The sequence below is a fragment of the Streptomyces sp. YIM 121038 genome (genome assembly GCF_006088715.1).
Lineage (GTDB): Bacteria > Actinomycetota > Actinomycetes > Streptomycetales > Streptomycetaceae > Streptomyces.
This window is the reverse complement of sequence record NZ_CP030771.1, coordinates 672,220-693,474: the sequence shown is the minus strand read 5'-3', so window position 1 is coordinate 693,474 and position 21,255 is coordinate 672,220. Positions and strand designations below refer to the sequence as shown.

Sequence of the window (21,255 nt, the reverse complement as noted above, 5' to 3'; positions counted from 1 at the left end):
CCGTACGGGCGCCGGGGACGTCCGCCGCCCCCACGCCGTCGCGCGCGACCGCGCCGCTGACGGCCCGCGTCAGCTAGGCCGGATCCCGCTCCCGGCCGTACGGGCTCCCGGCACGGCCCGGGGTCCGGCGGGCCGGGGGGCGTGCGCCATCGGGGGGACGGGCGGGTACACGCGAGCGCGGCCCGGTGAGAGATACAGAGCGGCCTGCCGGCCGTGCGGTACGCACCAGCCCCCACCCTCACCTGGAGCACTTCATGCCCCGACCACCTCGGCGCGCCGTCGCCGTCGCCGCCGCCCTCACTGCCGGTCTCGTCGCCGCCCCCGGCGCGGCGGCCGGGGAGCGGGCGCCCGCACCCGTGCACGAGGCCGCCCACGCCCTGCCGGGCCGGTACATCGTCACCCTGGCCAAGAGCGTGCCGTCCGACCGCGCGGCGGAGCAGTGGCGCCTGCCGGTGCGCCAGACCTTCCGCGCGGTGCTCAACGGCTTCTCCGCCGATCTGACCCCGCGGCAGCTGAGCACCGTACGGCGCCTTCCGGGCGTGGTGGCGGTGGAAGAGGTCGGTGTCATCTCCGGCCCGCGCAGCACGACCTGGCGGCGCCACCGGGAGACCACGGAGTCGTGGGGCCTGGACCGCATCGACCAGCGCCAGCTGCCGCTCGACGGCACCTTCACACCCGGCGAGGACGGCGAGGGCACGACCGCGTACATCCTCGACAGCGGCATCGACTTCGACCACGCCGCGTTCGAGGGCCGGGCGACGCTCGGCTTCGACGCCTTCGGCGGCGACGGCAAGGACTGCTACGGCCACGGCACCAGCGTCGCCTCCCTCGCGGGCGGGGCCGCGTTCGGGGTCGCGCGCAAGGCCAAGCTGGTGTCGGTGCGGGTCCTCAACTGCCAGAACAGGGGCACCAGCGAGGGACTGCTCTCCGGGTACGAGTGGATCGCGAAGAACGCGGTCCCGGCGGCCGTGGTGAACTCCTCACTGAGCTCGCCGCTGTTCCCCACCACCGACATGGCCGTCAACAACCTCGCGGAGGACCACGGCATCCTGACCGTGGCCGCCGCGGGCAACCAGGGCCGCAGCGCCTGCACCCGCTCGCCCGCGCGCGCGTCGAGCGTCCTGGCCGTCGGCAACAGCACGCGCAGCGACGTCCAGTCCGCCACCAGCAACTACGGCCGCTGCGTGAGCCTCTACGCCCCCGGGCACCAAGTGCTCGCCGCGAAGATGGGCGGCGGGTCCGCCACGGTCAGCGGCACCTCCTTCGCCGCGCCCTACACCACCGGGGCCGTGCTGCTCGCCCTGGACGACGACGGGGAGAGCACCCCGGCGGTCCTCAAGCAGCGGATCATCGACGCGGCCACGCCGGACGTCCTCACGGTCAGCCCGGGCTCGCCCAACCGTCTGCTGTATCTGGCTCCCTCGCTCACCCCGGACGACCCCGAGGAGGACAACGGCTGAGTCCGCGGGCCCGGGCGGGCCCGTGGACCACCGTCCGCACGGGGCGCGGCACGGCACGGCTCAGGCCGGGGCGTCCGCGCCGCTGTCGTCCTCCGCGTCGGCGAGGCGTCGGCGCAGCTGTGCGGCCACCGACTCCTTGCCCTCGTCGGAGAGTTCGGCCCCCGACTCGTCCGGGACCGTGGACGAGGGCGGCGGAGTGCGCTGTTCCTCGAGGGCGGCGAGCAGTGTCTCCCGGGTGACGGCGGCTTCACGGCGGCGGGCCGTGCCGACCGCCGCGAGGATGACCGCCAGCTTGATGTCCCTGCCGGAGACGTCGCCGACGTCGGCCAGGTCCTCCGGCGAGACGTCGTCGTGCACCGGCAGTTCGGCGGGCAGATGGGTCTGCCAGATCCGGCGCCGGGCCGCGTGGTCGGGCAGGGCGAAGTCGACGTGCAGCAACCGGGACTCGACGGCCGCGTCATAGCTGTGCGGCAGGTTGCTCGCGAAGATCACCAGGCCCTGGAAGGTGTCGAGGGCCATGAGGAGCTCGGTCCGCATGGAGTTGATGGCGCTCTCGGCGGCCTGCTGGGGCTGGGCGAACCGGCGCGAGAGCAGCGACTCGGCCTCGTCGACGAAGAGGACCGCGTTCTGTTCCTTGGCCGTGGCGAACAGCGCGGCGAGGTTCTTGGGTCCCTCGCCGTGGTACTTGCTCTCCAGGTCCGAGAGGCGGCAGGACAGGATGCGCCGGCCGAGCCGGTGCGCGACGGCGTGCGCGGCCATGGTCTTGCCGGTGCCGGGCGGACCACGGAAGTTGACCGCCGTGGACGGATGGGGCTCGATCGACCGCAGGTTCCAGGTGTCGAAGACGAGCGGGGCCACCTCCACGAGCGACACGCAGTCGAGCAGCCTGCCGACGGTCTCCTCGGGCAGGACCAGCTGGTCGAAGGTGTACAGCGGCTCGACCGTCGAGAAGGACGGTGTCTGCGGCTCCTCCTGTGCGGGCCACGGCGGGGGTTCGTGGCCGGGCCGCGGAGGCAGCGTGCCGTATCCGGCGCTCAGGACGAAGGGGCCGGGCCGGTAGTGCTCGACGATCTCGCCGAGCATGGCGAAGAGCCGCACCCGGAACTTCACCAGTTCCCGGTCCGGCAGGTCCGCGGGGAAACCGCTCAGGAAGAGGCGGGGCGCGGACCAGGAGCCGTTGTCCGTGCCGTGCCCGTCGAGGCCGCGCTCATGTCTGGACACGGATCACGCCCCTCGACGTGCGGAGCCTGCGGGCGAGTTCGGGGTCGATGGCGTGGGCGTCCCAGACCTGGGTCGCCGTCCGGACCCCGTACGGGCTGAAGATGCCGCCGACGACGTGGTAGTCGCCGGTGGTGAGGCGCTCGGACAGGATCTCCGCGTAGCCGCCCCGCACGGCCCGCGCGGAGATCCAGCTGTTCACCATGGACCAGGTCACCAGGGCGAGGACGGCTCCGGCGGCGAAGCCTCCCGCCATCAGGAGCAGGAGGAGGCTGATGGGTTCCACCGCTGCCCCTCAGGTGTAGACGACGAGCCCGCGGCCCGCCGCGTGGTGGCGCACCACGGCGGCGTCGGGCTGGCGGGCGCTGGCGAGCGCCCGTGCCTGGACCACCCGGCCGGTCCGCTCGTCGAAGAAGCCCTGCACGATGCGCGTGGACGCGGTCGTCGGGGTCTTGTCGAACACCCCGCCCACCTTCGCGTAGTCCTTGTTGGCGATGCGCTCGGCGAGCGAGAAGGCGATCGCGTTGGCGTTGTCCGCCTTGATCCTGCCGCGCGCCCGGAACCATTCCGTGATGATTTCCACGGTGATGGAGACGATCACCACCGCGATATAGCCGAAGAAGGCGATCGCGGCGATGAGGGAGAGTGGATCCATTGGTGTCTTTCCCCCCGATAGTGTTCGTTTTTCTTCCGCTGTTGCTCGGATGTGGTTACGGACTCGTCGTACGTGGCCGTCGCGGTATCAGCGATGGCGCCGGAACCACCGGTTCAGTTCTGCTTGATCGATCTTTGTGTCCAGCCGGTTCCTCTTCCTGCGCGCGCGGAACGTCGCGACGGCCAACGGCACCGCGACGGCCAATCCGGCGGCCACGGCCGCCCATTTCCCCATCGATTCCTCCCGCACTGCCCCACTCCCGGCCGTGGCGCTACTCGAAGATGATGAGTTCCCGCCCGCCGAACATCCCCAGGAGTTCACCGTCCAGCTCCTTCGCCACCATGAACCTGCCGTACGGCTCCCCGGAGGGGCGCAGACAGGGATGGTTGTCCCGGTCGACGAACAGCTGGAGACAAGGGAATCCGTAGGAAAGTCCCTGCCGGGTGAGGAGGGCGCCGTGGTGCACCTGAGGCACGTCCGGGCGTTCCTCCACGAAATAGCGGACGACCTCGTCGAAGGTGAGCTTCTTCAGCTGCAGCGGTCGCGGCACTTGCGCGATTTTGATCGCGACATCGCCGAGGAGCTGCAGAACTCCGACGATGGCTTCCGCGGCCTCCGGCTGGACTTCCCGGTGCCATGGGCGGCGGCGTCCGTGCCGTGCGGCTGAACCTGGTGATTGTGGATCATCGGCCATGCGTGATCGCCCCCCGAAATCCCCCGAAGCCGGATATCCCGATGAGCGAGTGTAGCGGCGAAAGCCTTTTCTTGTACCGCCCTATTTCCGGGAATCACGGCGGCTCGTTGTGCGATTTCAGGAGTGACGCAGGTGACGCCCGGGTGACGTGCTGCGGGGGGTGCGGCCCGCACCGCGCGGGCTCACGCGAGCGGGCCCTGAGAGGTGTCGTCGTGCCCCTGGGGCACCACGGGCGGGTCGCCGTCCGCGGCGAGGGCCAGGACGTCCTCGACAGCGGGCGGCGGCGCGTCGCCCGCGGCCAGCGCGTGACCGAGGGTGGGGTGGGCGGGCAGCGGCCGGTCGAGACCCGTGACGTGCAGGATCCGCAGCAGCAGCGGGTCGGAGCCGACCAGCAGGAGCCTGCCCTCGCGCTCCCGCGCCCGCCGGTGGGCCCGGACGAGCAGGGAGAGGCCGACGCAGTCGATGAAGGTCACCGGGCGCAGGTCGACGACGACCCGGGCGAACGGGCGGCAGGTCACCCCGTCCAGATAGAGCCGGAGGTCGGTGTCGGCGTCCAGGTCGATCTCACCGCTGAGTTCGACGACGGTGTGCCCGGCCAGGACGCGGCTGTGCGCGGACCACCCCGTGTGGCGCGCCGTGGCGAGCGCCGGTCGGCGGCGGATGTCCCGTTGCCATGGCTCACTCATGGCGGCTGCTCACCTCGGCAGTCGTGTGCGGTCGTCGTGGTTGCCTGGGCCGTGCCGAGTTCGGCGGTTGCACGGTGGGACGGTACCCCCCGGTCAACAGCCCCGTCAGGGGAATGGCTGTCGCTCGATCGGGTGAGCGGGGGAGCGGGCGCGTGCCGGAGCGCACGCGGGCCCACACCGGGGGCACCCCACGCCGGGCCCGGCTCAGGACCGGCCCTCCGGCGCCTCGGCGAGGGCGAACTCCACGGTCTGGCGGGTGTCCAGGGCCAGGCCCTCGGCCAGCAGGCGGCCGAGCCGCGCGTCGCCCAGCTCTCCGCGGAGCCTGCGCCGCTGCTCCCGCTGGACGACGGTGGCCTCGGCGTCCCCGAACCGCGCGAGCCCCACCCGGCGCCACAGCCCGGCGGCGGCCCCGAGCAGCCGCGCGGCACGCTCGGGCCGCCCCCGGGCCGCCTCCACGCACACCAGGAGATCCACGGCCGCGGCGGTGCCGAGGCGGTCGTGGATGCGCCACTTGGCGGCCAGGGCGGCGCGGGCGCAGTCGGCCGCGGATTCGGTGTCCCCGAGGCCGAGCCGGGCCAGGCCCAGGTAGTAGTCGCCCCACGCGCGCATCCACAGCTCGCCGTGCTTGTCGCACTCGGCGCTGAGCCGCTCGGCGGCCCTGGCGGCGCGGGCCGGGGCGCCCTGCCCCGCGAGGAGGTACGCCTGCACGGCGTGGCTGGTCAGTTTGAAGAAGGTGGCACCGCCGCCGCCCGCGGGCCCCGGCCCCGGCGCGCCGTGCAGGACGGCCGAGCGGGCGGACTCGCCGCGCGCGGCCAGGGAGGCCCCGTTCAGCGGCAGGATCCGCGCCGCCGGGGGCAGGCCGCGCGCCGCGGCGAGACGCGCGTACCCGGCGGCGACCTCCTCGGCGGCGTCGAGGTCGTCCGGGGTCAGGGTGATGAGGCGGTGCGCCCAGGTGGCGAGGGTGCGCTCGGCGCTCGTGCCGCTGCCCCGGCCGAGGGCGCGCTCCAAGTACGCGCGGCCCTCCTCGGCGTGACCGGCGGCGAACCAGAAGAACCAGAGCGTGCCCGCCAGTTCGAGGGCGAGCGTGGGCTCGGGGTCCCGCAGACAGGTGTCGAGGGCGAGGCGGAGGTTGGCGTGCTCGGTGCTCATGTGGTCGGCCCAGGCGCGCTGGCCGGGGCCGAGCCACTCGGCCTCGGCGCGCCGGACGAGCCAGCGGTAGTAGTCGCGGTGGCGGCGGCGGACGTCATCGGCCTCGCCGAGTTCGGCCAGCCACCGGGCGCCGAACTCGCGGAGGGTGTCGAGCATCCGGAAGCACGGCCCGGTCCCGTCCGGCTCCTGCGTCACGATCGACTTCTCGGCGAGCCCCGCCAGATGTTCCAGGACGTGCTCGGCGCTCAACGGGCCGCCGTGGCAGACGAATTCGGCGGCCTCCAGGTCCCAGCCCCCGGCGAACACCGAGAGCCTGGCCCACAGCAGCCGCTCCAGCGGGGTGCACAGCTCGTGGCTCCAGCCGACGGCCGTCCGCAGGGCCTGATGGCGTGCGGGGCGTGCGGGCCCCGCCGCGGTGAGCAGCTCGAAGCGGGCGTCGAGGCCCGCGAGCAGCCGGTCCAGGGGGAGGTCGCGCAGGCGCGCGGCGGCCAGTTCCAGGGCGAGCGGAATGCCGTCCAGGCGCTCGCAGACGGCGTTGACCTGGAGGCGGTTGACGGCGGTGAGGGCGAAGGAGGGCGCCGCGGCGGCGGCCCGGGCCGCGAAGAGCGCCACCGCGTCCCCGCCCACCGCGCCCCCGCCCGACGTGGGGGCGGCGACCGGCAGGGGCCCGACCGCGAGGACGTGTTCGCCGTCCGCGGCGAGCGGCTGTCTGCTGGTCGCGAGGACGCGCAGCCGCGGCGCGCGGGCGAGCAGGGCGGTGGCCAGGCGCGCACAGGCGGGGAGGAGGTGCTCGCACGTGTCCAGGACCAACAGCACCGGCTTGTCGCCCAGGTGCCCGGCGACGGCCGCGAGCGCGGGGCGGGCCGGCTCGTCGGCGAGGCCCAGGGCCTGCGCGATCGCGACGGCGACGAGTGCGGGATCGGTGAGCGCGGACAGTTCGACCAGCCACACGCCGCCGGGGAAGCGCCCCCGAGCCGCGGCGGCGGCACGCACCGCGAGCCGGGACTTGCCCACGCCGCCCGGGCCCGTCAGGGTCACCAGGCGCTCGCGTCCCAACAGCTGGTCGATGCGGGCCAGTTCGGTCTTCCGGCCGACGAACGCGTTGGGCTCCACGGGCAGGTTGCCGAGGCGGTCGTTGCCGTTGCGCACTGAGGCGGACATGCCTTCCCCTTGTGAGGTGTGGATCACCATATCGGCTACGGCGGCCCTGTTTCCGGCGTAGCGTGTAACCGTCCCGACACACCGCGTAGTTGTGGTGAGGGCGAGGCGCGAGGGGGGTGGGTCGGATGGACATGGAACCGGTACTCAGAGCCGTCGGGCAGATGAGGTGCGGTGACCACCTCCTCCTCGGCTACGACACGGAGGAGGAGCGCGAGGTGATGCTCGCCGCCTTCCTCCTGGACGGCCTGGCCAGCGGACACCGCGGCCTCGTCCTCACCTCGGGGCCCGCGTCGCCCGAGGCGGCGCTCGGGTTCCTGCGCGGCCACGGGGTCGACGTGGAGCACGCGTTGGGCACGGGAGGGCTGCGGTTCGACCCCCGGTTCGGCACCCCGGAGTCGCTGTGGGACCTCGACGAGCGGGTGCGCCGCGAGGCGGAGGACGCCGTGGCCGACGGCTTCCTCGGGCTGCGCGTCGCCCTCGAAGTCGTACGCGGCCCCGGTGACGACGCGTTCAAGGAGCTCCAGGACGCCGAGCGCCTGCTCGACCCGGTCTTCCAGGCGCTGCCCGTGCTCGCGGTCTGTCAGTACGACCGACGTGTCTTCGAGGCCCACGAGTGGGCGCCCGTGGAGGGGCTGCACCACGGCCGGGCCGTGGCCGACCACGTCTGGAAGGACGAACTGCTCAGCATCACCCGTACGTTCGCCCCGCCAGGACTCGCGCTGTCCGGAGAGGTCGACGACACCAACGTCACCGCCGTGGCGCGGGCCCTGCACGGCGAGGCCGCGCGCACCGCGGGCCGGGCCGACGGCCACCGCACCCGGCTCAGCCTGCGCGACGTGTCGTTCATCGACGTGGGAGCCCTGCGCTTGCTGGTCCACACGGGCCTGCGCCTGCGCGCGGGGGGCGGCGGCCTCCTCCTCACCGGGGTCGCCCCGCACGTGCACCGGGTCATGCGGGTCACGGGCTGGGACGCGGTCCCCGGCCTGGAGGTCGACAGGGGGGATGAGGAGCGATGACGCGAACCGGCTTCGTCCATCAGGCGCTGTGCTACGGCGCGGACGAGGAATTCCTGGAGGGCACCCTCGGCTATGTGCGCGAGGGCCTGGAGGCGGGTGACGCGCTGCTCGCCGTCGTCGCGGGCGGCAACATCGACCTGCTGCGGGACGCGCTGGGCGGCGCGGCGCGCGAGGTGGAGTTCATCGACTGCCTGGACTGGTACCACTACCCCTCGCGCACCCTCGGCCAGTACCACGCGTACTGCACCGCCCGCGAGCAGGGCGGCGCCCGCCGAGTCCGGGTGATCGGCGAACCCGTCTGGACGGGGCGCACCACCCTGGAGGTCCAGGAGTGGATGCGCTACGAGTCGCTCCTGAACGTCGCGTTCGCCGAATCCGGCCACTGGATCCTGTGTCCGTACGACACCCGGGCCCTGCCGGAAGCGGTCATCACGACCGCCCGCCGCACCCACCCCGAGCTCGCCGTCGGCGACGACGCGCTGCTGCGCAACGACCGGTACGCCGCTCCGGCCGACTTCTACGCCGAGTGCGACGAGGCCGAACGCGAGTCGGCCGCCCCGGCCTTCCGTGCGGCCGCAGAGATTCCCTTCGAGCGGGGGCGGACGACCGTGGCCCGCGCGGCCGCCGCCGAGTTCGCGCGCGGCCGGGCGCTCGCCGAGGGCCGCGTCCAGGACCTGGTCGTCGCCGTGCACGAGACCGTGGTCAACGCCATCCGCTTCGGCGGCGGGCACGGGGTGCTGCGGCTGTGGAGCGAGCCCGAGTACCTGGTCTGCGAGATCGCCGACGGCGGCCGCGGCCACCTGCCGAGCGTGCCCGCCTTCCCCGGCCATCTGCCACCGGCCCCGCGCGCGGCGAGCGGACACGGCCTGTGGGTCGTGCGGCAGTTGAGCGACCTGATGACCGAGCGGCTCGGCCCGGACGGCTCGCTCGTGCGCCTCTACTTCCGTCGGTGAACCGGGGTCCGTGCCCCCTCCGCGCGGCGCCGCGCGGAGGGGAGGGGTGGCTCAGACTCCGGCCACGCTCTGGATCCAGGAGCGGTACGCCGTCACGTTCGTGTACGCGGTGGTGGTCTGCCGGTCACTGGTGGAGGCCACGCCGACCTGGAGGCCGTTGGCCATCATGGGGCCGCCCGAGTCGCCGCCCGCGGTGATGCCGTTGCCCCGGCGGGCGCAGATGGCCTGGCCCTGGTAGGCGTCGCGGCAGCCACCGGTGACGGTGACGTTGGCGACCTTCAGGAGCCGGGACTGACAGTTGATCTCCTGGCCGCACTGGGAGGTCGCGCCCCACCCGTAGACCTGCACGGACTGGCCCACGGTCACCGAACCGGGCTGGCCGAGCGGCGAGTACGTTCCCGCGACGGAGCGGTCGAGCTTGACCAGGGACAGGTCGGCCGACGGGTTGCTGGTGACGCTGACGCCGTTGGCCTGGGTGCCGCCCGTGGTCTGGTCGAGGCTGCCGATGCGGAAGGAGAGGCCGCCGCCGCTGACGCAGTGCTTGGCGGTGAGGATCCAGGTCGGGGCGATGATCGTGGCGGTGCAGGTCTGCCGCCCGTTGGAGAAGAGCCGGGCCGCCCAGGGGGCGTTGCTGGCGTAGCCGCCGCCGATGATCGGCTGGGCCGCGGTGGTGGAGGGGGCGGCGGGCGCGCGCTCGGCCGCCGAGGCCTGGGCGGCGGCGGTGGGGGCGAGCCCCAGGACGGTCAGGGCGACGGCCGCGACCGCGGGGAGAAGTCTGGATATTCGCACGTTCAACTCCATTGTGTGGGGGTGGAGCGTCCTTCACGAGGACGGAGCCGCATAGGTATGCGGCCAGGGGTACACGCGCGAGGCGGGTAATCCTGTCGCGTGCATGCCAGTAAAGGCCTTTGAAAATCTGGCAGATGGGCCAGCGTCATCGCAAGAGGCGGGTCATGGCTACTCGCGTAGACTTGCGTACACATGCATAGTCAAGCGAAAACATATGGTCTGGACTATTGCGTGGCGAAAGGTCGCTCCTGCGTGGCGAAAGGTCGCTCCTGGTAGGGCGGGTGGAACGCTCCTGCCCTCCGGTGTGACCTCTCCCTCGCGCCCGAGGGGGCATGGGCCGGAGGTCCCGGGGGATTCGGCCACCATGGGCTTTGATGGGGTAGTGCGAAACGGGACAGGCCGGGCGCGGCGGCTCGCCCGCGGCCGGGTGGTGGAGGTCGCGGCGCGGGCCGGCTTCGTGGCGCGCGGCGCGATCTACGTACTCGTCGGCGTGGTGGCGTTGCGCATCGCGCTCTCCGACGACGACGGGAAGCAGGCCGACCGCGGCGGCGCGCTGACCGAGCTCGCCCAGAAGCCCTTCGGGGAGGCCCTGTTGTGGCTCCTCGGTCTCGGGCTCGTGGGGATGGCGCTGTGGCGGCTGTCCGAGGCGCTGTTCGGGCAGGCCGGTCCCGAGGGGCGCAAGCCGGGCAAACGCCTCCTGTCAGCGGCCCGGTTCGTCTTCTACGGCGTGGTCAGCTATCTGGTCCTGGCCTACGTCACGGGGGACAAGGGCAGCGGCAGCGGCTCCTCCGACCGCCAGGCCGACGACTTCACGGCGACCGTCCTGGACTGGCGGGGCGGGCAGTGGATCGTGGGCGCGGCGGGGCTCGGCGTCGTGGCGGCCGGGCTGTGGATGATCGGCAGGGCCGTGCTGCGCAAGTACCGCCGACGGCTGCGGATGGGGGAGATGTCCGCCCCCGTGCGCCGGGGCGTGGACGTGCTCGGGGTGGTCGGCGGCTGCGGCCGCGGGTGCGCCTTCGCGGCGGCCGGTGTGTTCCTCGTCGTGGCCGCCGTGCGGCACGAGCCGGGCGAGGCCAAGGGGATGGACGACACCCTGCGCTCCTTCAGCCACACCGCGGGCGGGCCGTGGCTGCTCGTCGCCCTGGCCGTGGCGCTGATGGCGTTCGGTGTCTTCTCGTGGGCCAGCGCGCGCTGGCGGAAGGTGTGAGCGGGTCGCTTCCCGGGGCCCGGCCGGTGGCCCTGCGGCAGGGGCACGGCGTGGCGGCGGGGGCGCGTCCCCCGGCCGCCGCGTGCACGGACGGGCCGCCGCACTACTGCCCGAGGTCGAAGTCGAACCAGAGCCGGTGCGTGCCGTCCTCGTCCACCGCGATGCCCCCGGTCCCGGTGATCCCCGCGAGGTCGCCCGTTCCGCTGCCCGGGACGATCACGAAGAACTCGCCCTGCTTGCGGCTGTCCACGGTGGTCCCCGAGTGCGCGAAGTTGAAGGTGCCGCTCCGCGTGTGGAGCGCCCCTTCGAAGGACTCCATCGCGACATAGGTGCCGGTGCCGGTGGACTGGTCGGCGGCGGCGGTGAACAGGGTCGTGGAGTGCCCGACGACCTCGCCCTCGTACTGCTTGGCCATCGTGGCCACCGCCACGGGCACCGCGGTCTCGATCCCCGGGCTCGGCGCGGCGACCGGGGTGAAGTCGGCAACTTTGAACGTTCCAGAAGCTCGCATACCGGATCGTAGTCCCCGCCACCCGTACGGCCACCAGATGACAAAGCCTGATCTACCGGACGGACGGCCCCGCACCGCCGCCCCGGAGAATCTCCGGATGCGTACGTGTGCTCGACCCGCGGGCAGGGAAGGAACGCGGCCATGGAGATCCCGGGCCCCGAGGCCCGCCCGGACGGCGGCGTGGGTGCTGTCACGGCGGCGGGCGGACTGCACACCTACCAACTGCGGCTGCACGCCGCATACGGACCCGTCGTGCGGTTCCAGCTCCCGGGCGCGGAGGACGCCGTGTCGGTCGCCGACCCCGTGCTCCTGGAAGCCACGGCCCACATCGACAAACGCCCCGAGCGGCTCTTCGAGTTCCTGGCCCCGCTCTGTGAGGCGGACAACCTCCAGGTCCTCGCGGCCGACCAGCACACCCCGTGGCGGCGGCTGCTCCTCTCCGTCTTCGCCGGACGCCCCTCCCACGAGCGGCACTTCGCGCGGTTCACCGCACTCGCGACGGACCTCGCGGACCGCTGGGCCGCGCGCGCCGGGGGCGAGCCCGTCGAACTGCAGAAGGACCTCACCGCGCTGACGCTCCGGATGATCTGCGCGTACTCCCTGGGCGGCGACACCGAAGACCCCGAGAAGGTCACCGAGGCGTTCGAGACGGTACTCACCGAGTACCTGGGACGGCTCTACCAGGCACCGGTCCCGGGTACGCAGGACGAGCGGGCCCGGCGCGCCGAGGCGGCCCTCGCGTATCTGCGGGCCACGGTCGACCAGGTCATCGCGGCACACCACCGCTCCGGCGGCCGCGCGGACCGGAGCGATCTGATCGGCGCGCTCGTCGAGGCGGGCCAGAGCCCCGCGCGGATCCGCGACACCGTCATGGTGACGCTCCTCGCCGCCCACCACACCACCGGCGTGGCCGTCTCCTGGACCCTGCACCTGCTGGGCCGGCACCCCGAGGTCGCGGCCCGCGTCACCGAAGAGGTGGACCGCGTGCTCGGGGACCGCAGTGCGCCCACGTACGCGGATCTGCGGCGGCTGACGTATCTGGACATGACCCTGAAGGAAGCGATGCGGCTCTACCCGCCCGGCCCGTACGGCGCGCGGGAGACGACCGAGCCCCTCACGCTGGGGGAGTACGAGATTCCCGCGGGGACGACCATCTTCTACCCCTTCTGGGCCGTCCATCTGAACCCCGACCACTGGCCCGAGCCCGAGCGGTTCCTCCCGGAGCGGTTCACCCCGGAAGAGACGGCCAAGCGGCCGAGGTTCGCCTACATCCCCTTCGGCCTCGGCCCCCGCGGCTGCGAGGGCGCGGCCCTGGCCACCGTCGAGGCGCAGCTCGTCCTGGCCGTCCTCCTCAAGCGCCTCACCTTCCGGCCGGTGCCGGGCCACCAGGTCACGCCGATCGAACGGTTCGTGCTGTGGGCGGCCGACGGCATCCCGATGCGGGTGGGTGTGCGGTGACGCGGGTGAACAGCGGTTAGGGCGCGAGGAGTTCAGTCCCCAAACGGCTGTCGCCCCCGCCCGCGGGCCCCGCAGTCCTCACACGGCCGCAGTCCTCTCACACGCCCGGAGTCCACGATGCGCTCTCCCTCTCGTGTCCTGCCCGCGCTCGCCCTCGCTCTCGGCCTCGCCGCGGGCACGACGTCCCCGTCGGGGGCGAGCGACGCGGCGCCGCGGCACCCCACCGCCACCGCGTCCACCGCCCGGTCGCCGGTCGCGTACGAGAACGTCCTCGACCTCGAAGGCGTCCCCAAGGCCGCTTCGCCGGGGGAGTTCAACCCCGTCAACGTGTTCGCCGACCGGGGCGCCTGGCACGCGTACGCCCTGCCCGAGGCGGACGACCCGACGACGTACGGGGGCTTCACCGGGCCGCTCTACATCGCCCAGGAGTACCCCTGGTGGCTGAGCAGATCCTTCAGCAGGCTCCGATTGAAGGAAGCGGAGAGAACGCTCGATCTGGCCGGTGGAGGCGCACCGCGCTTCACGTCGCTGCCGGGGCTGCTGCGCCAGGGCTACCGCCTCGACGGCCTCGACCTCACCCTGGAGCTGCGGTTCGCCACCGACCGCACCGCACTCGTCCGCGCCCGTGTCCACAACAGCGGCCGTACCACGCGCACGCTCGCCGCCGACTGGTCCGGCGGCCTGCTGCGCCCCGAGAAGGGGCCGCAGCGGGACGCGCCCGCGCTGACCGCCACGGCGCGTGGCGTCGCCGTCGACTTCGCGCGCGTACGCGAGAAGTGGGACTACCTCACCGACGGCACCGAGCGCTTCCAGATCACCCACCGCGAGCCCGTCCGCACCACGCTCGACCACGACACCTACCGCACCGAGCTGGCCGCTCCGCTGCGCCTCGCGCCCGGCGCGGCCCGCACCCTGGACTGGGCGGAGAGCTACACCTTCACCGCGCCCGAACAGGCCCGCGAGGGCGCCGCCGTGCGCCGGGCCCTGTCCCGCCCGGCCGCCGTCGCGGCGGCCGGGGACGCGCGCTGGCGCCGCTACGTCGCCGCCGTCACCGACTCCGTCCCGGCCGCGCGCCGCCGCCTCGCCGTGAAGGCGCTCCAGACCCTGGCCACCAACTGGCGTTCGGCGGCGGGGCGGATCCGGCACGACGCCATCAGCCCCTCGCTGTCGTACAAGTGGTTCGCGGGCGGAATCTGGGCCTGGGACACCTGGAAGCAGGCCGTCGGCACCGCCCGGTTCGACCCCCGGCTCGCCGAGTCGCAGCTCCGCGCCATGTTCGACCACCAGATACGCCCCGGCTCGGCGAGCAGGCCGCAGGACGCCGGGATGATCCCGGACGCGGTCTTCTACAACGACCCCTCCGACGGCGGCGGCAACTGGAACGAGCGCAACAGCAAGCCCCCGCTGGCCGCGTGGGCGGTGCGGGAGGTCTACGAGCGCGGCGGCGACCGGGGTTTCCTGCGCGAGATGTACCCGAAGCTGGCCGCGTACCAGGCGTGGTGGTACCGCAACCGCGACCACGACGGCGACGGGCTCGCCGAGTACGGGGCGACCGTCGACCCCGCCAACGACAGCGCGGAGGAGCGCAGGCTCGCCGCCGCCTGGGAGAGCGGCATGGACAACGCGCCGCGCTTCGACGCCGCCCTCGGCACCTCCGTCGTCGCCAACCAGAACGCCTCGGGCCGCGTGACCGGCTACTCCCTCACCCAGGAGTCCGTCGACCTCAACGCCTACCTCGCCGCCGACCAGACCCATCTGGCGGCCATCGCGCGGGAGGTGGGGGACAAGGCGGGGGAGCGGCACTGGCGCGCCCGCGCGCGGGCCACGCACCAGGCGGTGCGCGAGCGGATGTACGACCCGACGAGCGGCTGGTTCTACGACACGGACCTGGCCGACGGCTCCCGGCTCACCGGGCGCGGGCGGGGCATCGAGGGGGCGATCCCGCTGTGGACCGGCACGGCGACACCCGCGCAGGCAGCGGCCGTCCGCGACAAGCTCACCGACCCGGGCGAGTTCGCCACGCCCGTGCCCTTTCCGACGGTGGCCCGCAGCTCTCCCTACTTCGCCCCGCAGCGCTACTGGCGCGGCCCTGTCTGGCTGGACCAGGCGTACTTCGCCGAGGCCGGACTGCGCCGGTACGGCCACACCGCCGAGGCCCGGGCGCTGACCGACCGCCTGCTCACCCACGCCACGGGCCTCACCGGCCGGGGCCCGGTGATGGAGAACTACGACCCCCTGACCGGCGCACCGCTCAACTCACCCAACTTCAGCTGGTCGGCGGCGGCACTGCTGCCGATGCTGAGCGGGAGGTGAGGGCGCGCCGCTGGTCCTGATGCACGGGGGCCTGGTCGACAGCCGGTTCTACGAGCCGAACCTCGGCCCCCTGGCCGGGCACTTCCACGTCTACACCCCCGAGCGCCGGGGCCACGGGCACATCCCGGACGTGCCCGGACCGATCACCTACGAGCTGATGGCCGACGACACGATCCCCTTCCTGGAGGCCGTCGTGGGCGAACCCGCGGACCTGGTCGGGCACAGCGACGGGGCGTTCGTGGCCATGCTGGTGGCGATGCGGCACGTGGTGGAGATGTACGAGGCGCTGCCCCGTGCCGAACTCGCCGTCGTACCCGGCACCTCGCACTTCCTCACCCAGGAGAAGCCCGCCCTGGTCAACGCGCTCGTCCTGGACTTCCTCGGGAAGGAACCGGTCCGGACGGTGGCGGCCATCCGGCGGGCACAGGAACCTCAGGCCGGTTGACGGACGAGGCCGACGGCTCGGCCGCCGTCGAGCACACGGGCCTTGCCCGGTGTCGGCGCCCCCTTGCGTCTCTCCGCGGCCGCCATCAGGGACCCTGTGGTGAACCAGAAACACAGGAGCACCTACGTGAAGTCCCCGAAGCCCACCTTGCGCGTCCGCGTCCTCGCCCCGTCCCTCGCAGCGGTCCTCGCCGCTCTCCCGCTCGCGGGCTGCTCCACGGAGGGCGGTCACGGGTCTGAGGGGGAGAGGGCGGACGCCGCCACCCGGCCCGAGCTCCAGCGCTTCTACGGGCAGCGGCTGAAGTGGCGGGACTGCGGTGACGTCGAGTGCGCCCGGCTCACCGTGCCCAGGGACTACGCGCACCCGGGCGACGGGAAGACCTTCGTCCTGCCCGTGGCCCGGGCCGCGACCGCCGACGAGGGGCGGCGCATCGGCACCCTCGTCTACAACCCGGGCGGCCCTGGTGAGTCGGGGGTGGCCGATCTCAAGGAGGGCGGGGCCGAGTCCTTCGGAGCCGAGGCGCGGGCCCGCTTCGACATCGTCTCCTTCGACCCGCGCGGCGTCGCGGGCAGCCGCCCCGCGCTCGACTGCCCGGAGGACGAGGAGGACACCGCCGAGGACGACGGGGCCGGGGCGCAGCCTCCGGTTCCCCGCACCGCCGCCGCGCGCGCCCAGGCGCTGGCCGACGCCCGCGCCGAGGCCACCGCGTGCCGCAGGGGCAGCCGCGGCCTCCTCCAGCACGTCGGCACCCGGGACGTGGCCCGCGACCTGGACGTGCTGCGCGCGGCTCTCGGCGAGCGGAAGCTGACCTACGTCGGCTGGTCGTACGGCACGCACCTGGGCAGCCGGTACGCCGAGCAGTTCCCCCGCCGGGTGCGCGCCATGGTCCTGGACGGCGCGGTGGACCCCTCCCTCGGCTGGGCGCAGCGCGCCCTGAGCGAGGGGACCGGCTTCCGCAGGGCCGTCGACGACTACGCGACGCGGTGCGCGGACGTCGTCGGCACGGGCTGTCCCGGTGCGAGCCCGAAGGAGATCCGCCGCCTGATCCACGGTCTGTACGCGCGTGCCGAGCACGATCCGCTGCCCGTCGAGGGCGAGGAGGAGGGCCTCGGCGCGACAGAGGTCGTCGACGCCGTCTCGATGGCGATGTACACGCCCGAGGAGCAGTGGAAGCCGCTCTCCGCGGCCCTGCGCGCCGCGGCCCGCGGCGACGGCACGAAACTGGCGGAGCTCTCGGAGGCCGAGATGGACGAGGAGGCCGAGACGGACGAGGAGGCCGATGGGTCCGGCGCGCCGGAGCCCGCGCCCCGCTCCCGGTCGGCGGGCACAGCCGTGGACGACTCCGACGGCCCCGGCGACGCCTCCCTCGACAACAGCGACGCCGCCATCCTCGCCGTCTCCTGCGCCGACACCGCCTACCCCCGCACCGCCGAGCCGTACTGGGACGCCCTGGACCGCGCCGAGAAGAAGGCGGGCCTGTACGGCGTGTCGAGCGTGCTGAGCGTACTGGCGTGCAAGGACCTGCCCACGGGCACACCGAAGCCGCGCCGGGTGGCGGCCGAGGGGGTGGCGCCGGTCCTCGTGGTCGGCACCACCGGCGACCCGGCCACCCCGTACGAGGAGGCCGAGAGCCTGGCGGAACAGTTCCCCGGCGGGATGCTCCTGACGTACGAGGCACCGGGGCACACCGCCTACGGCCGGGGCGACGCGTGCGTCACGAAGCGCGTGGACGGCTACCTGGTCGGCCTGCGCGCGGTTCCTGACGGCACCACCTGCTGAGGGCACGCCCCGCTCAGGCCGGGGGAATGACCGCGACCGGGCAGCCCGCGTGGTGAAGCGCGGCATGGGCCACGGAGCCGATGCGCGTGCCGATGGGGGAGCGGCGCGTCTTGCGGCCGACCACGAGGAGGCTCGCGTCGGGGGTGGCCGCGAGGAGGACCTGGCCCGCGCTGCCGATCTCGACGTGTTCGACCACGGGCACGTCGGGGAACCGCTCGCGCCACGGGGCGAGCGCACGCGTCAGGGCCTGCTGTTCGAGCGGTTCGAGGCCGCCGGCCTCGTCCGCGACCTGCAGCACGCCGGTGTTGTAGGAGTACAGCGGCGGCAGGGTCCACGCCCGCACCGCACGGACGGCCGCGCCGCGGGCGGCCGCGGCCTCGAAGGCGAACCGGAGCACGGCCTCACTGTCCTCCGGTTCCCCGTGCTGTCCCACCACGACGTCGCCCGCCGCGTCGGCCCGCGCCGACGCGTCCGTCCCCGTACCGGCTCGTACGGACACCACCGGGCCGGGTGCGTCGGCGATGACCTGTTGCCCGTAGGACCCGAGCAGGAAGCCGACGAGGGCCCCGTGTCCGCGCGAGCCGAGGACCAGCATCTCGGAGCGCTCGGCCTCCTTGAGCAGGGTGTCGACGGGGGTGGCCTGGACGACTTCGGAGGCGATCGTGAGGTCCGGGTGGCGGCCGGACACGCGCGCCACGGCCTCCCGCACGAAGGCGTCGGCGGCCGCGACCTGCTCGTCCCCGTTCCGGGCGAGGGTCACGTCGGTCGACTGCGGGAGCCAGGCGTGCACGATCCGCAGCGGCGCGCCGCGCAGCGCGGCTTCGACGGCCGCCCAGTCGGCTGCGGCGAGGCTCTCGGCGGATCCGTCCACTCCGACGGCGATGGCGCGGGTCATGGGGCCTCCGTACGTTCTCGGGACGGGGGGTGCGGCACCTGGGCCGCTCCTGTCCCTCGTGGGTCGTGTTCTCGTGGTGGTCTGTCCTTGTCCTTTCTCCTTCTCCCTGCCGCCGTCGGCAATCGGAATCCGCCCGTACGGATCTGTGTGGGATGGGTCAAACCGTGACAGGAGCGGGGCCCGCCACCGGTTTCCGGCAGCGGGCCCCGCTCGGGTCTCAGGCCGCCGGCCTCGGGCGCGGCGTGACGTTGGTGACCGGCAGGCTCTCGCTCGCACCCGTGATGTAGTAGTCCTTGGGCGTGGAGAAGATCACGAAGTCGCGGTCGTAGCCCCGGATCTTGGCGCGGACGGTGAAGTTGCCCCGCGCGTCGGTGGTGGTCTTCGCGTCGTACGAGGACTCGTAGTAGGTCCGGAGCAGGACGCGGGTGCCCGCGACCGGGCCGTGCCCGGCGGGCCAGGTGACCTTGCCGGTGACGACGAGGGTGTCACCGGCGCGCACCTTCTTCTTGTTCACCTTGTAGGTGAGGGAACTGTCGACCGACCGGACGCCGACCGTGGTCTCGGCGAAGTAGAAGTGGCCGTCCGAGGGGTCACCCGGGTCGTACGAGGCCTGGAACTCGACCTCGTGGCGGGGGAACAGGTGGATGCTGTCCCGGTCCAGCCAGCGGTCCGCCGGGACGCCGGAGACCGTGAACTTCCCCTCGGCGTCGGTGTGGAGGGTGCCCAGCGGCAGGGTCTCCCGCTCGATCGGGTCGATGGGGTCGCCCCACGGGTTCCACGTGTTGTACAGGACGGTCTTGTGGAGCTTGACCGGCGCGCCCGCGACCGGCGTGCCGTCGGCGCGGGTCACGGTGCCACTGAGCTTGACCTTCCGGTGGGTGAAGTCGGTTCTGGAGACGTCGGAGGAAAGGGTGACGACGAAGGCGTCGTCCGGCGCGCGGCGCGGCGCCCGGTCGGCGTCCGCCGCCTGGGCGGACGGCACGCCGAGGGCGAGGGTGGCCAGCGCGAGCGCGGCGGTGGCGGCGAGGCGGGCCACCGGGAAACGTGAACGCGAATGCACGTGAACTCCGTGGGTTCGGTGGGTGCGGGATCGGCGGCGCCGGGGGACCGGCGCACCGGCACGGAGTTCGACACGGGGGACGGCGGCTGTGGTTGTAGGCCGTCCGGAGAGTGCATGAGCCGTATGCGGTGTGTTCGACGGGAGGTCGCCTGCCCGTCTCTTGGGAGGGCCGGAAGCTGGGGGCCCTGCGAAGAGGGCTCTCTCTCATGGGACCGGCCGGGCCCGCGGGGGCCCGGCCGGTGACGCGCTAAGAGGAATCAGCGGCCCGCTACGGGGCCGCTAGTGGTTGGTGCCGGAGGCCCAGATGGCCTGGCTGCCGTCGTAGATGACGACGTTGCCGTCGTCCTGGATGACGAGGCGGGAGCCGGGGTGCCCCGCGGTGTGGGACGCCCAGACGGCGCGGCCGCTGCGGGTGTAGACGACGAGGTTGCCGTCCTCCTGGAAGCGCGTGGTCCAGCCCTGGCCGACGGTCCGGCTCGCCCATCTGGGCCGGTTGAACTCGTCGTAGATGACGAGGTTGCCGTCGGACTGCTGGATGAGGCGGGCCGTGTTGGAGCTCACGGACTCGTTGTGGTTGAGGGTGAACGGCGCGTACCGCACCTGGTCCGCGAGGGGGCCGGGCTGCGTCGATGTGGAGGAGGGGGCGGGGGCGTGGTGTGCGGGGGCGGCGTTCGCCTGGCCGACGAGGGTGAGGGAGGCGAGAGCGGCGGTTGCGAGCAGCGTCGCGGTTTTCTTCCCCACGAGAAGAACTCCTTGGAGTCAGGTAGTTCAGCCACCGGCGCCCTGTTGGGCGCCGCACCGGGACTCTGGCACCGACCTCGTGGCGGAAGGATCGGCTCCGCGTGGGGATGGCGGTTTGACGCCCTTCAATGACCGGAAAATGTGAACGACCTGTGCCCAAGATGGGTGGGCCTCGTGAGTCCACCTCGGGTGGAGCGCGCGGAGCCGAGTCAGCTGGAGCGCGTCGAGCCGATTCGGCCGGACCGTGCCGAGCGAGTCAGCCGGACCGCGCCAGGTCGAGCGCCCGGTCGCGGTCCCGGGCCTCAAGGGCGTCGACCAGGGCCGCGTGGTGCTCGTACCGCTCCTGGAGGTGCTCGACCGCGTCGGGTTCGGCGACCGGCAGCAGCGTCGCGTACAGCGAGCGCAGCAGCGAGTTGGGGCTGACGGCGGCGAGCCGCGTGCGCAGCCGGTGGTCGACGTCGGCGAACGCGACCGGGTCGGCCTGACGCGCGGCCTCGGCCAGCTCCGTCAACTCCTGTCGAAGCGCGGCCACATCGGCCGGTGAGCCGTGCCAGAGGGCGTCCTCGACCAGGAGCGGGACCAGGGCGTCCCGGATCCGCCGGGCCTCATCGGCGCGTGTCCCGTCCGGCTCCTTGGCGTCCAGGGCCAGCACGGAGTTGCCCAGCCGCCGCATGGCGGACTGTTCGGCGGCGAAGAGGCCGCCGCCCGGGCCGGGGCGGACGGTGACGAGCCCGCGCGACTGGAGCAGCCGCAGGGTCTCGTTGAACGTACCGACCGACACCCCGCAGGTGGCACGCAGCTCCTCCTTGGTGCCCAGGCGCTCGCCCGGCTCCGCGTCCGCGACCATGGCCGCGATGCGCCGGGCGGCGACCTCGGCGCGGGAGGCCGCGGGGCGCTCCCACTCGCCGCGCCGCAGGGCGGGCGGCTCCATGCCCCCTCGGGTGTCGTCCGTGGCTCCCACAGGTCCTCCCCATCCTCGCGGCGATCCGCGCGGCGATCCTCAGAATGATCTGAGTGAATTGATTATGACCAATAGCATCGCACCCCTTGACGTACTTTCAAAGC

The 21,255-nt window shown here is 73.3% G+C and carries 20 protein-coding genes; 8 read left to right on the top strand and 12 right to left on the bottom strand.

Annotation, left to right across the window (positions count from 1 at the left end):
• Positions 1-254 precede the first annotated feature (254 nt).
• Positions 255-1,460, top strand: coding sequence for a S8 family peptidase (locus C9F11_RS02995; RefSeq protein WP_138957779.1), 1,206 nt, complete (start codon positions 255-257; stop codon positions 1,458-1,460).
• Positions 1,461-1,520: 60 nt separating this feature from the next.
• Here C9F11_RS02995 and C9F11_RS02990 read toward each other — a convergent pair whose 3' ends face one another.
• The 6 genes from C9F11_RS02990 to C9F11_RS02965 all read right to left on the bottom strand — a co-directional run bounded on the left by C9F11_RS02990 (position 1,521) and on the right by C9F11_RS02965 (position 7,023).
• Positions 1,521-2,681, bottom strand: coding sequence for an ATP-binding protein (locus C9F11_RS02990; RefSeq protein ID WP_249401567.1), 1,161 nt, complete (start codon positions 2,679-2,681; stop codon positions 1,521-1,523).
• Positions 2,668-2,964 (bottom strand): hypothetical protein, encoded by a 297-nt coding sequence (locus tag C9F11_RS02985; RefSeq protein WP_138957778.1) that lies wholly within the window; start codon positions 2,962-2,964, stop codon positions 2,668-2,670. The genes C9F11_RS02990 and C9F11_RS02985 overlap by 14 nt, the downstream gene beginning before the upstream one ends.
• 9 nt (positions 2,965-2,973) lie before the next feature.
• Positions 2,974-3,333, bottom strand: a complete 360-nt coding sequence (locus C9F11_RS02980) for a hypothetical protein (protein ID WP_138957777.1) — start codon at positions 3,331-3,333, stop codon at positions 2,974-2,976.
• A gap of 271 nt (positions 3,334-3,604) precedes the next feature.
• Entirely contained in the window at positions 3,605-3,883 is a 279-nt protein-coding gene (locus C9F11_RS02975) for a hypothetical protein (protein WP_138957776.1), read from the bottom strand.
• Between the two features lie 326 nt (positions 3,884-4,209).
• Positions 4,210-4,713, bottom strand: a complete 504-nt coding sequence (locus C9F11_RS49895) for an STAS domain-containing protein (RefSeq protein WP_138957775.1) — start codon at positions 4,711-4,713, stop codon at positions 4,210-4,212.
• A gap of 204 nt (positions 4,714-4,917) precedes the next feature.
• Positions 4,918-7,023, bottom strand: a complete 2,106-nt coding sequence (locus C9F11_RS02965) for a hypothetical protein (RefSeq protein WP_138957774.1) — start codon at positions 7,021-7,023, stop codon at positions 4,918-4,920.
• A gap of 125 nt (positions 7,024-7,148) precedes the next feature.
• Between C9F11_RS02965 and C9F11_RS02960 the strand changes: the two genes are divergently transcribed.
• A complete protein-coding gene (locus C9F11_RS02960; protein WP_138957773.1) occupies positions 7,149-8,039 on the top strand; it encodes an MEDS domain-containing protein in 891 nt (296 codons plus the stop codon).
• Positions 8,036-8,992 carry a sensor histidine kinase gene (locus C9F11_RS02955; RefSeq protein WP_138957772.1) on the top strand — a complete coding sequence of 319 codons (957 nt, stop codon included), beginning with the start codon at positions 8,036-8,038 and terminating at the stop codon, positions 8,990-8,992. The genes C9F11_RS02960 and C9F11_RS02955 overlap by 4 nt, the downstream gene beginning before the upstream one ends.
• A gap of 51 nt (positions 8,993-9,043) precedes the next feature.
• Here the strand turns inward: C9F11_RS02955 and C9F11_RS02950 are convergent, their stop codons facing one another.
• Positions 9,044-9,781 (bottom strand): trypsin-like serine protease, encoded by a 738-nt coding sequence (locus C9F11_RS02950; protein WP_138957771.1) that lies wholly within the window; start codon positions 9,779-9,781, stop codon positions 9,044-9,046.
• Between the two features lie 364 nt (positions 9,782-10,145).
• On the opposite strand from C9F11_RS02950, the gene C9F11_RS02945 reads away from it, so the two are divergent.
• On the top strand, positions 10,146-10,988 hold the full coding sequence (locus C9F11_RS02945) for a DUF1206 domain-containing protein (protein WP_138957770.1): 843 nt from the start codon (positions 10,146-10,148) through the stop codon (positions 10,986-10,988).
• 103 nt (positions 10,989-11,091) lie between these two features.
• Here C9F11_RS02945 and C9F11_RS02940 read toward each other — a convergent pair whose 3' ends face one another.
• Positions 11,092-11,499, bottom strand: a complete 408-nt coding sequence (locus tag C9F11_RS02940; protein ID WP_138957769.1) for a DUF3224 domain-containing protein — start codon at positions 11,497-11,499, stop codon at positions 11,092-11,094.
• 141 nt (positions 11,500-11,640) lie between these two features.
• Here C9F11_RS02940 and C9F11_RS02935 point away from each other — a divergent pair, with 141 nt between their 5' ends.
• The 4 genes from C9F11_RS02935 to C9F11_RS02920 all read left to right on the top strand — a co-directional run bounded on the left by C9F11_RS02935 (position 11,641) and on the right by C9F11_RS02920 (position 17,494).
• Positions 11,641-12,957, top strand: coding sequence for a cytochrome P450 (locus C9F11_RS02935; RefSeq protein ID WP_138957768.1), 1,317 nt, complete (start codon positions 11,641-11,643; stop codon positions 12,955-12,957).
• A 117-nt stretch (positions 12,958-13,074) separates the two neighbouring features.
• Positions 13,075-15,270 (top strand): trehalase family glycosidase, encoded by a 2,196-nt coding sequence (locus C9F11_RS02930; protein ID WP_138957767.1) that lies wholly within the window; start codon positions 13,075-13,077, stop codon positions 15,268-15,270.
• A 19-nt stretch (positions 15,271-15,289) separates the two neighbouring features.
• Positions 15,290-15,715: an alpha/beta hydrolase gene (locus C9F11_RS02925; protein WP_138957766.1), complete on the top strand. Its 426-nt coding sequence runs from the start codon at positions 15,290-15,292 to the stop codon at positions 15,713-15,715.
• Positions 15,716-15,841: 126 nt separating this feature from the next.
• Positions 15,842-17,494, top strand: a complete 1,653-nt coding sequence (locus tag C9F11_RS02920) for an alpha/beta hydrolase (RefSeq protein ID WP_138957765.1) — start codon at positions 15,842-15,844, stop codon at positions 17,492-17,494.
• A 13-nt stretch (positions 17,495-17,507) separates the two neighbouring features.
• Here the strand turns inward: C9F11_RS02920 and C9F11_RS02915 are convergent, their stop codons facing one another.
• The 4 genes from C9F11_RS02915 to C9F11_RS02900 all read right to left on the bottom strand — a co-directional run bounded on the left by C9F11_RS02915 (position 17,508) and on the right by C9F11_RS02900 (position 21,151).
• Positions 17,508-18,389, bottom strand: coding sequence for a universal stress protein (locus C9F11_RS02915; protein WP_138957764.1), 882 nt, complete (start codon positions 18,387-18,389; stop codon positions 17,508-17,510).
• A gap of 217 nt (positions 18,390-18,606) precedes the next feature.
• On the bottom strand, positions 18,607-19,449 hold the full coding sequence (locus C9F11_RS02910) for a carboxypeptidase-like regulatory domain-containing protein (RefSeq protein WP_249401566.1): 843 nt from the start codon (positions 19,447-19,449) through the stop codon (positions 18,607-18,609).
• A 279-nt stretch (positions 19,450-19,728) separates the two neighbouring features.
• Entirely contained in the window at positions 19,729-20,190 is a 462-nt protein-coding gene (locus C9F11_RS02905; protein WP_138957763.1) for a hypothetical protein, read from the bottom strand.
• A 256-nt stretch (positions 20,191-20,446) separates the two neighbouring features.
• The gene (locus C9F11_RS02900; RefSeq protein WP_249401565.1) at positions 20,447-21,151 is read right to left on the bottom strand and encodes an FCD domain-containing protein; all 705 of its coding nucleotides are present in this window, start codon (positions 21,149-21,151) and stop codon (positions 20,447-20,449) included.
• Positions 21,152-21,255 lie beyond the last annotated feature (104 nt).

What these genes read in the sequence shown, in the direction of transcription:
- C9F11_RS02940 (WP_138957769.1), bottom strand. Translation starts at nt 11,499, where the DNA reads ATGCGAGCTTCTGGAACGTTCAAAGTTGCCGACTTCACCCCGGTCGCC.
- C9F11_RS02945 (WP_138957770.1), top strand. Translation starts at nt 10,146, where the DNA reads ATGGGCTTTGATGGGGTAGTGCGAAACGGGACAGGCCGGGCGCGGCGG.
- C9F11_RS49895 (WP_138957775.1), bottom strand. Translation starts at nt 4,713, where the DNA reads ATGAGTGAGCCATGGCAACGGGACATCCGCCGCCGACCGGCGCTCGCC.
- C9F11_RS02995 (WP_138957779.1), top strand. Translation starts at nt 255, where the DNA reads ATGCCCCGACCACCTCGGCGCGCCGTCGCCGTCGCCGCCGCCCTCACT.
- C9F11_RS02960 (WP_138957773.1), top strand. Translation starts at nt 7,149, where the DNA reads ATGGACATGGAACCGGTACTCAGAGCCGTCGGGCAGATGAGGTGCGGT.
- C9F11_RS02935 (WP_138957768.1), top strand. Translation starts at nt 11,641, where the DNA reads ATGGAGATCCCGGGCCCCGAGGCCCGCCCGGACGGCGGCGTGGGTGCT.
- C9F11_RS02930 (WP_138957767.1), top strand. Translation starts at nt 13,075, where the DNA reads ATGCGCTCTCCCTCTCGTGTCCTGCCCGCGCTCGCCCTCGCTCTCGGC.
- C9F11_RS02915 (WP_138957764.1), bottom strand. Translation starts at nt 18,389, where the DNA reads ATGACCCGCGCCATCGCCGTCGGAGTGGACGGATCCGCCGAGAGCCTC.
- C9F11_RS02965 (WP_138957774.1), bottom strand. Translation starts at nt 7,023, where the DNA reads ATGTCCGCCTCAGTGCGCAACGGCAACGACCGCCTCGGCAACCTGCCC.
- C9F11_RS02955 (WP_138957772.1), top strand. Translation starts at nt 8,036, where the DNA reads ATGACGCGAACCGGCTTCGTCCATCAGGCGCTGTGCTACGGCGCGGAC.
- C9F11_RS02925 (WP_138957766.1), top strand. Translation starts at nt 15,290, where the DNA reads ATGCACGGGGGCCTGGTCGACAGCCGGTTCTACGAGCCGAACCTCGGC.
- C9F11_RS02980 (WP_138957777.1), bottom strand. Translation starts at nt 3,333, where the DNA reads ATGGATCCACTCTCCCTCATCGCCGCGATCGCCTTCTTCGGCTATATC.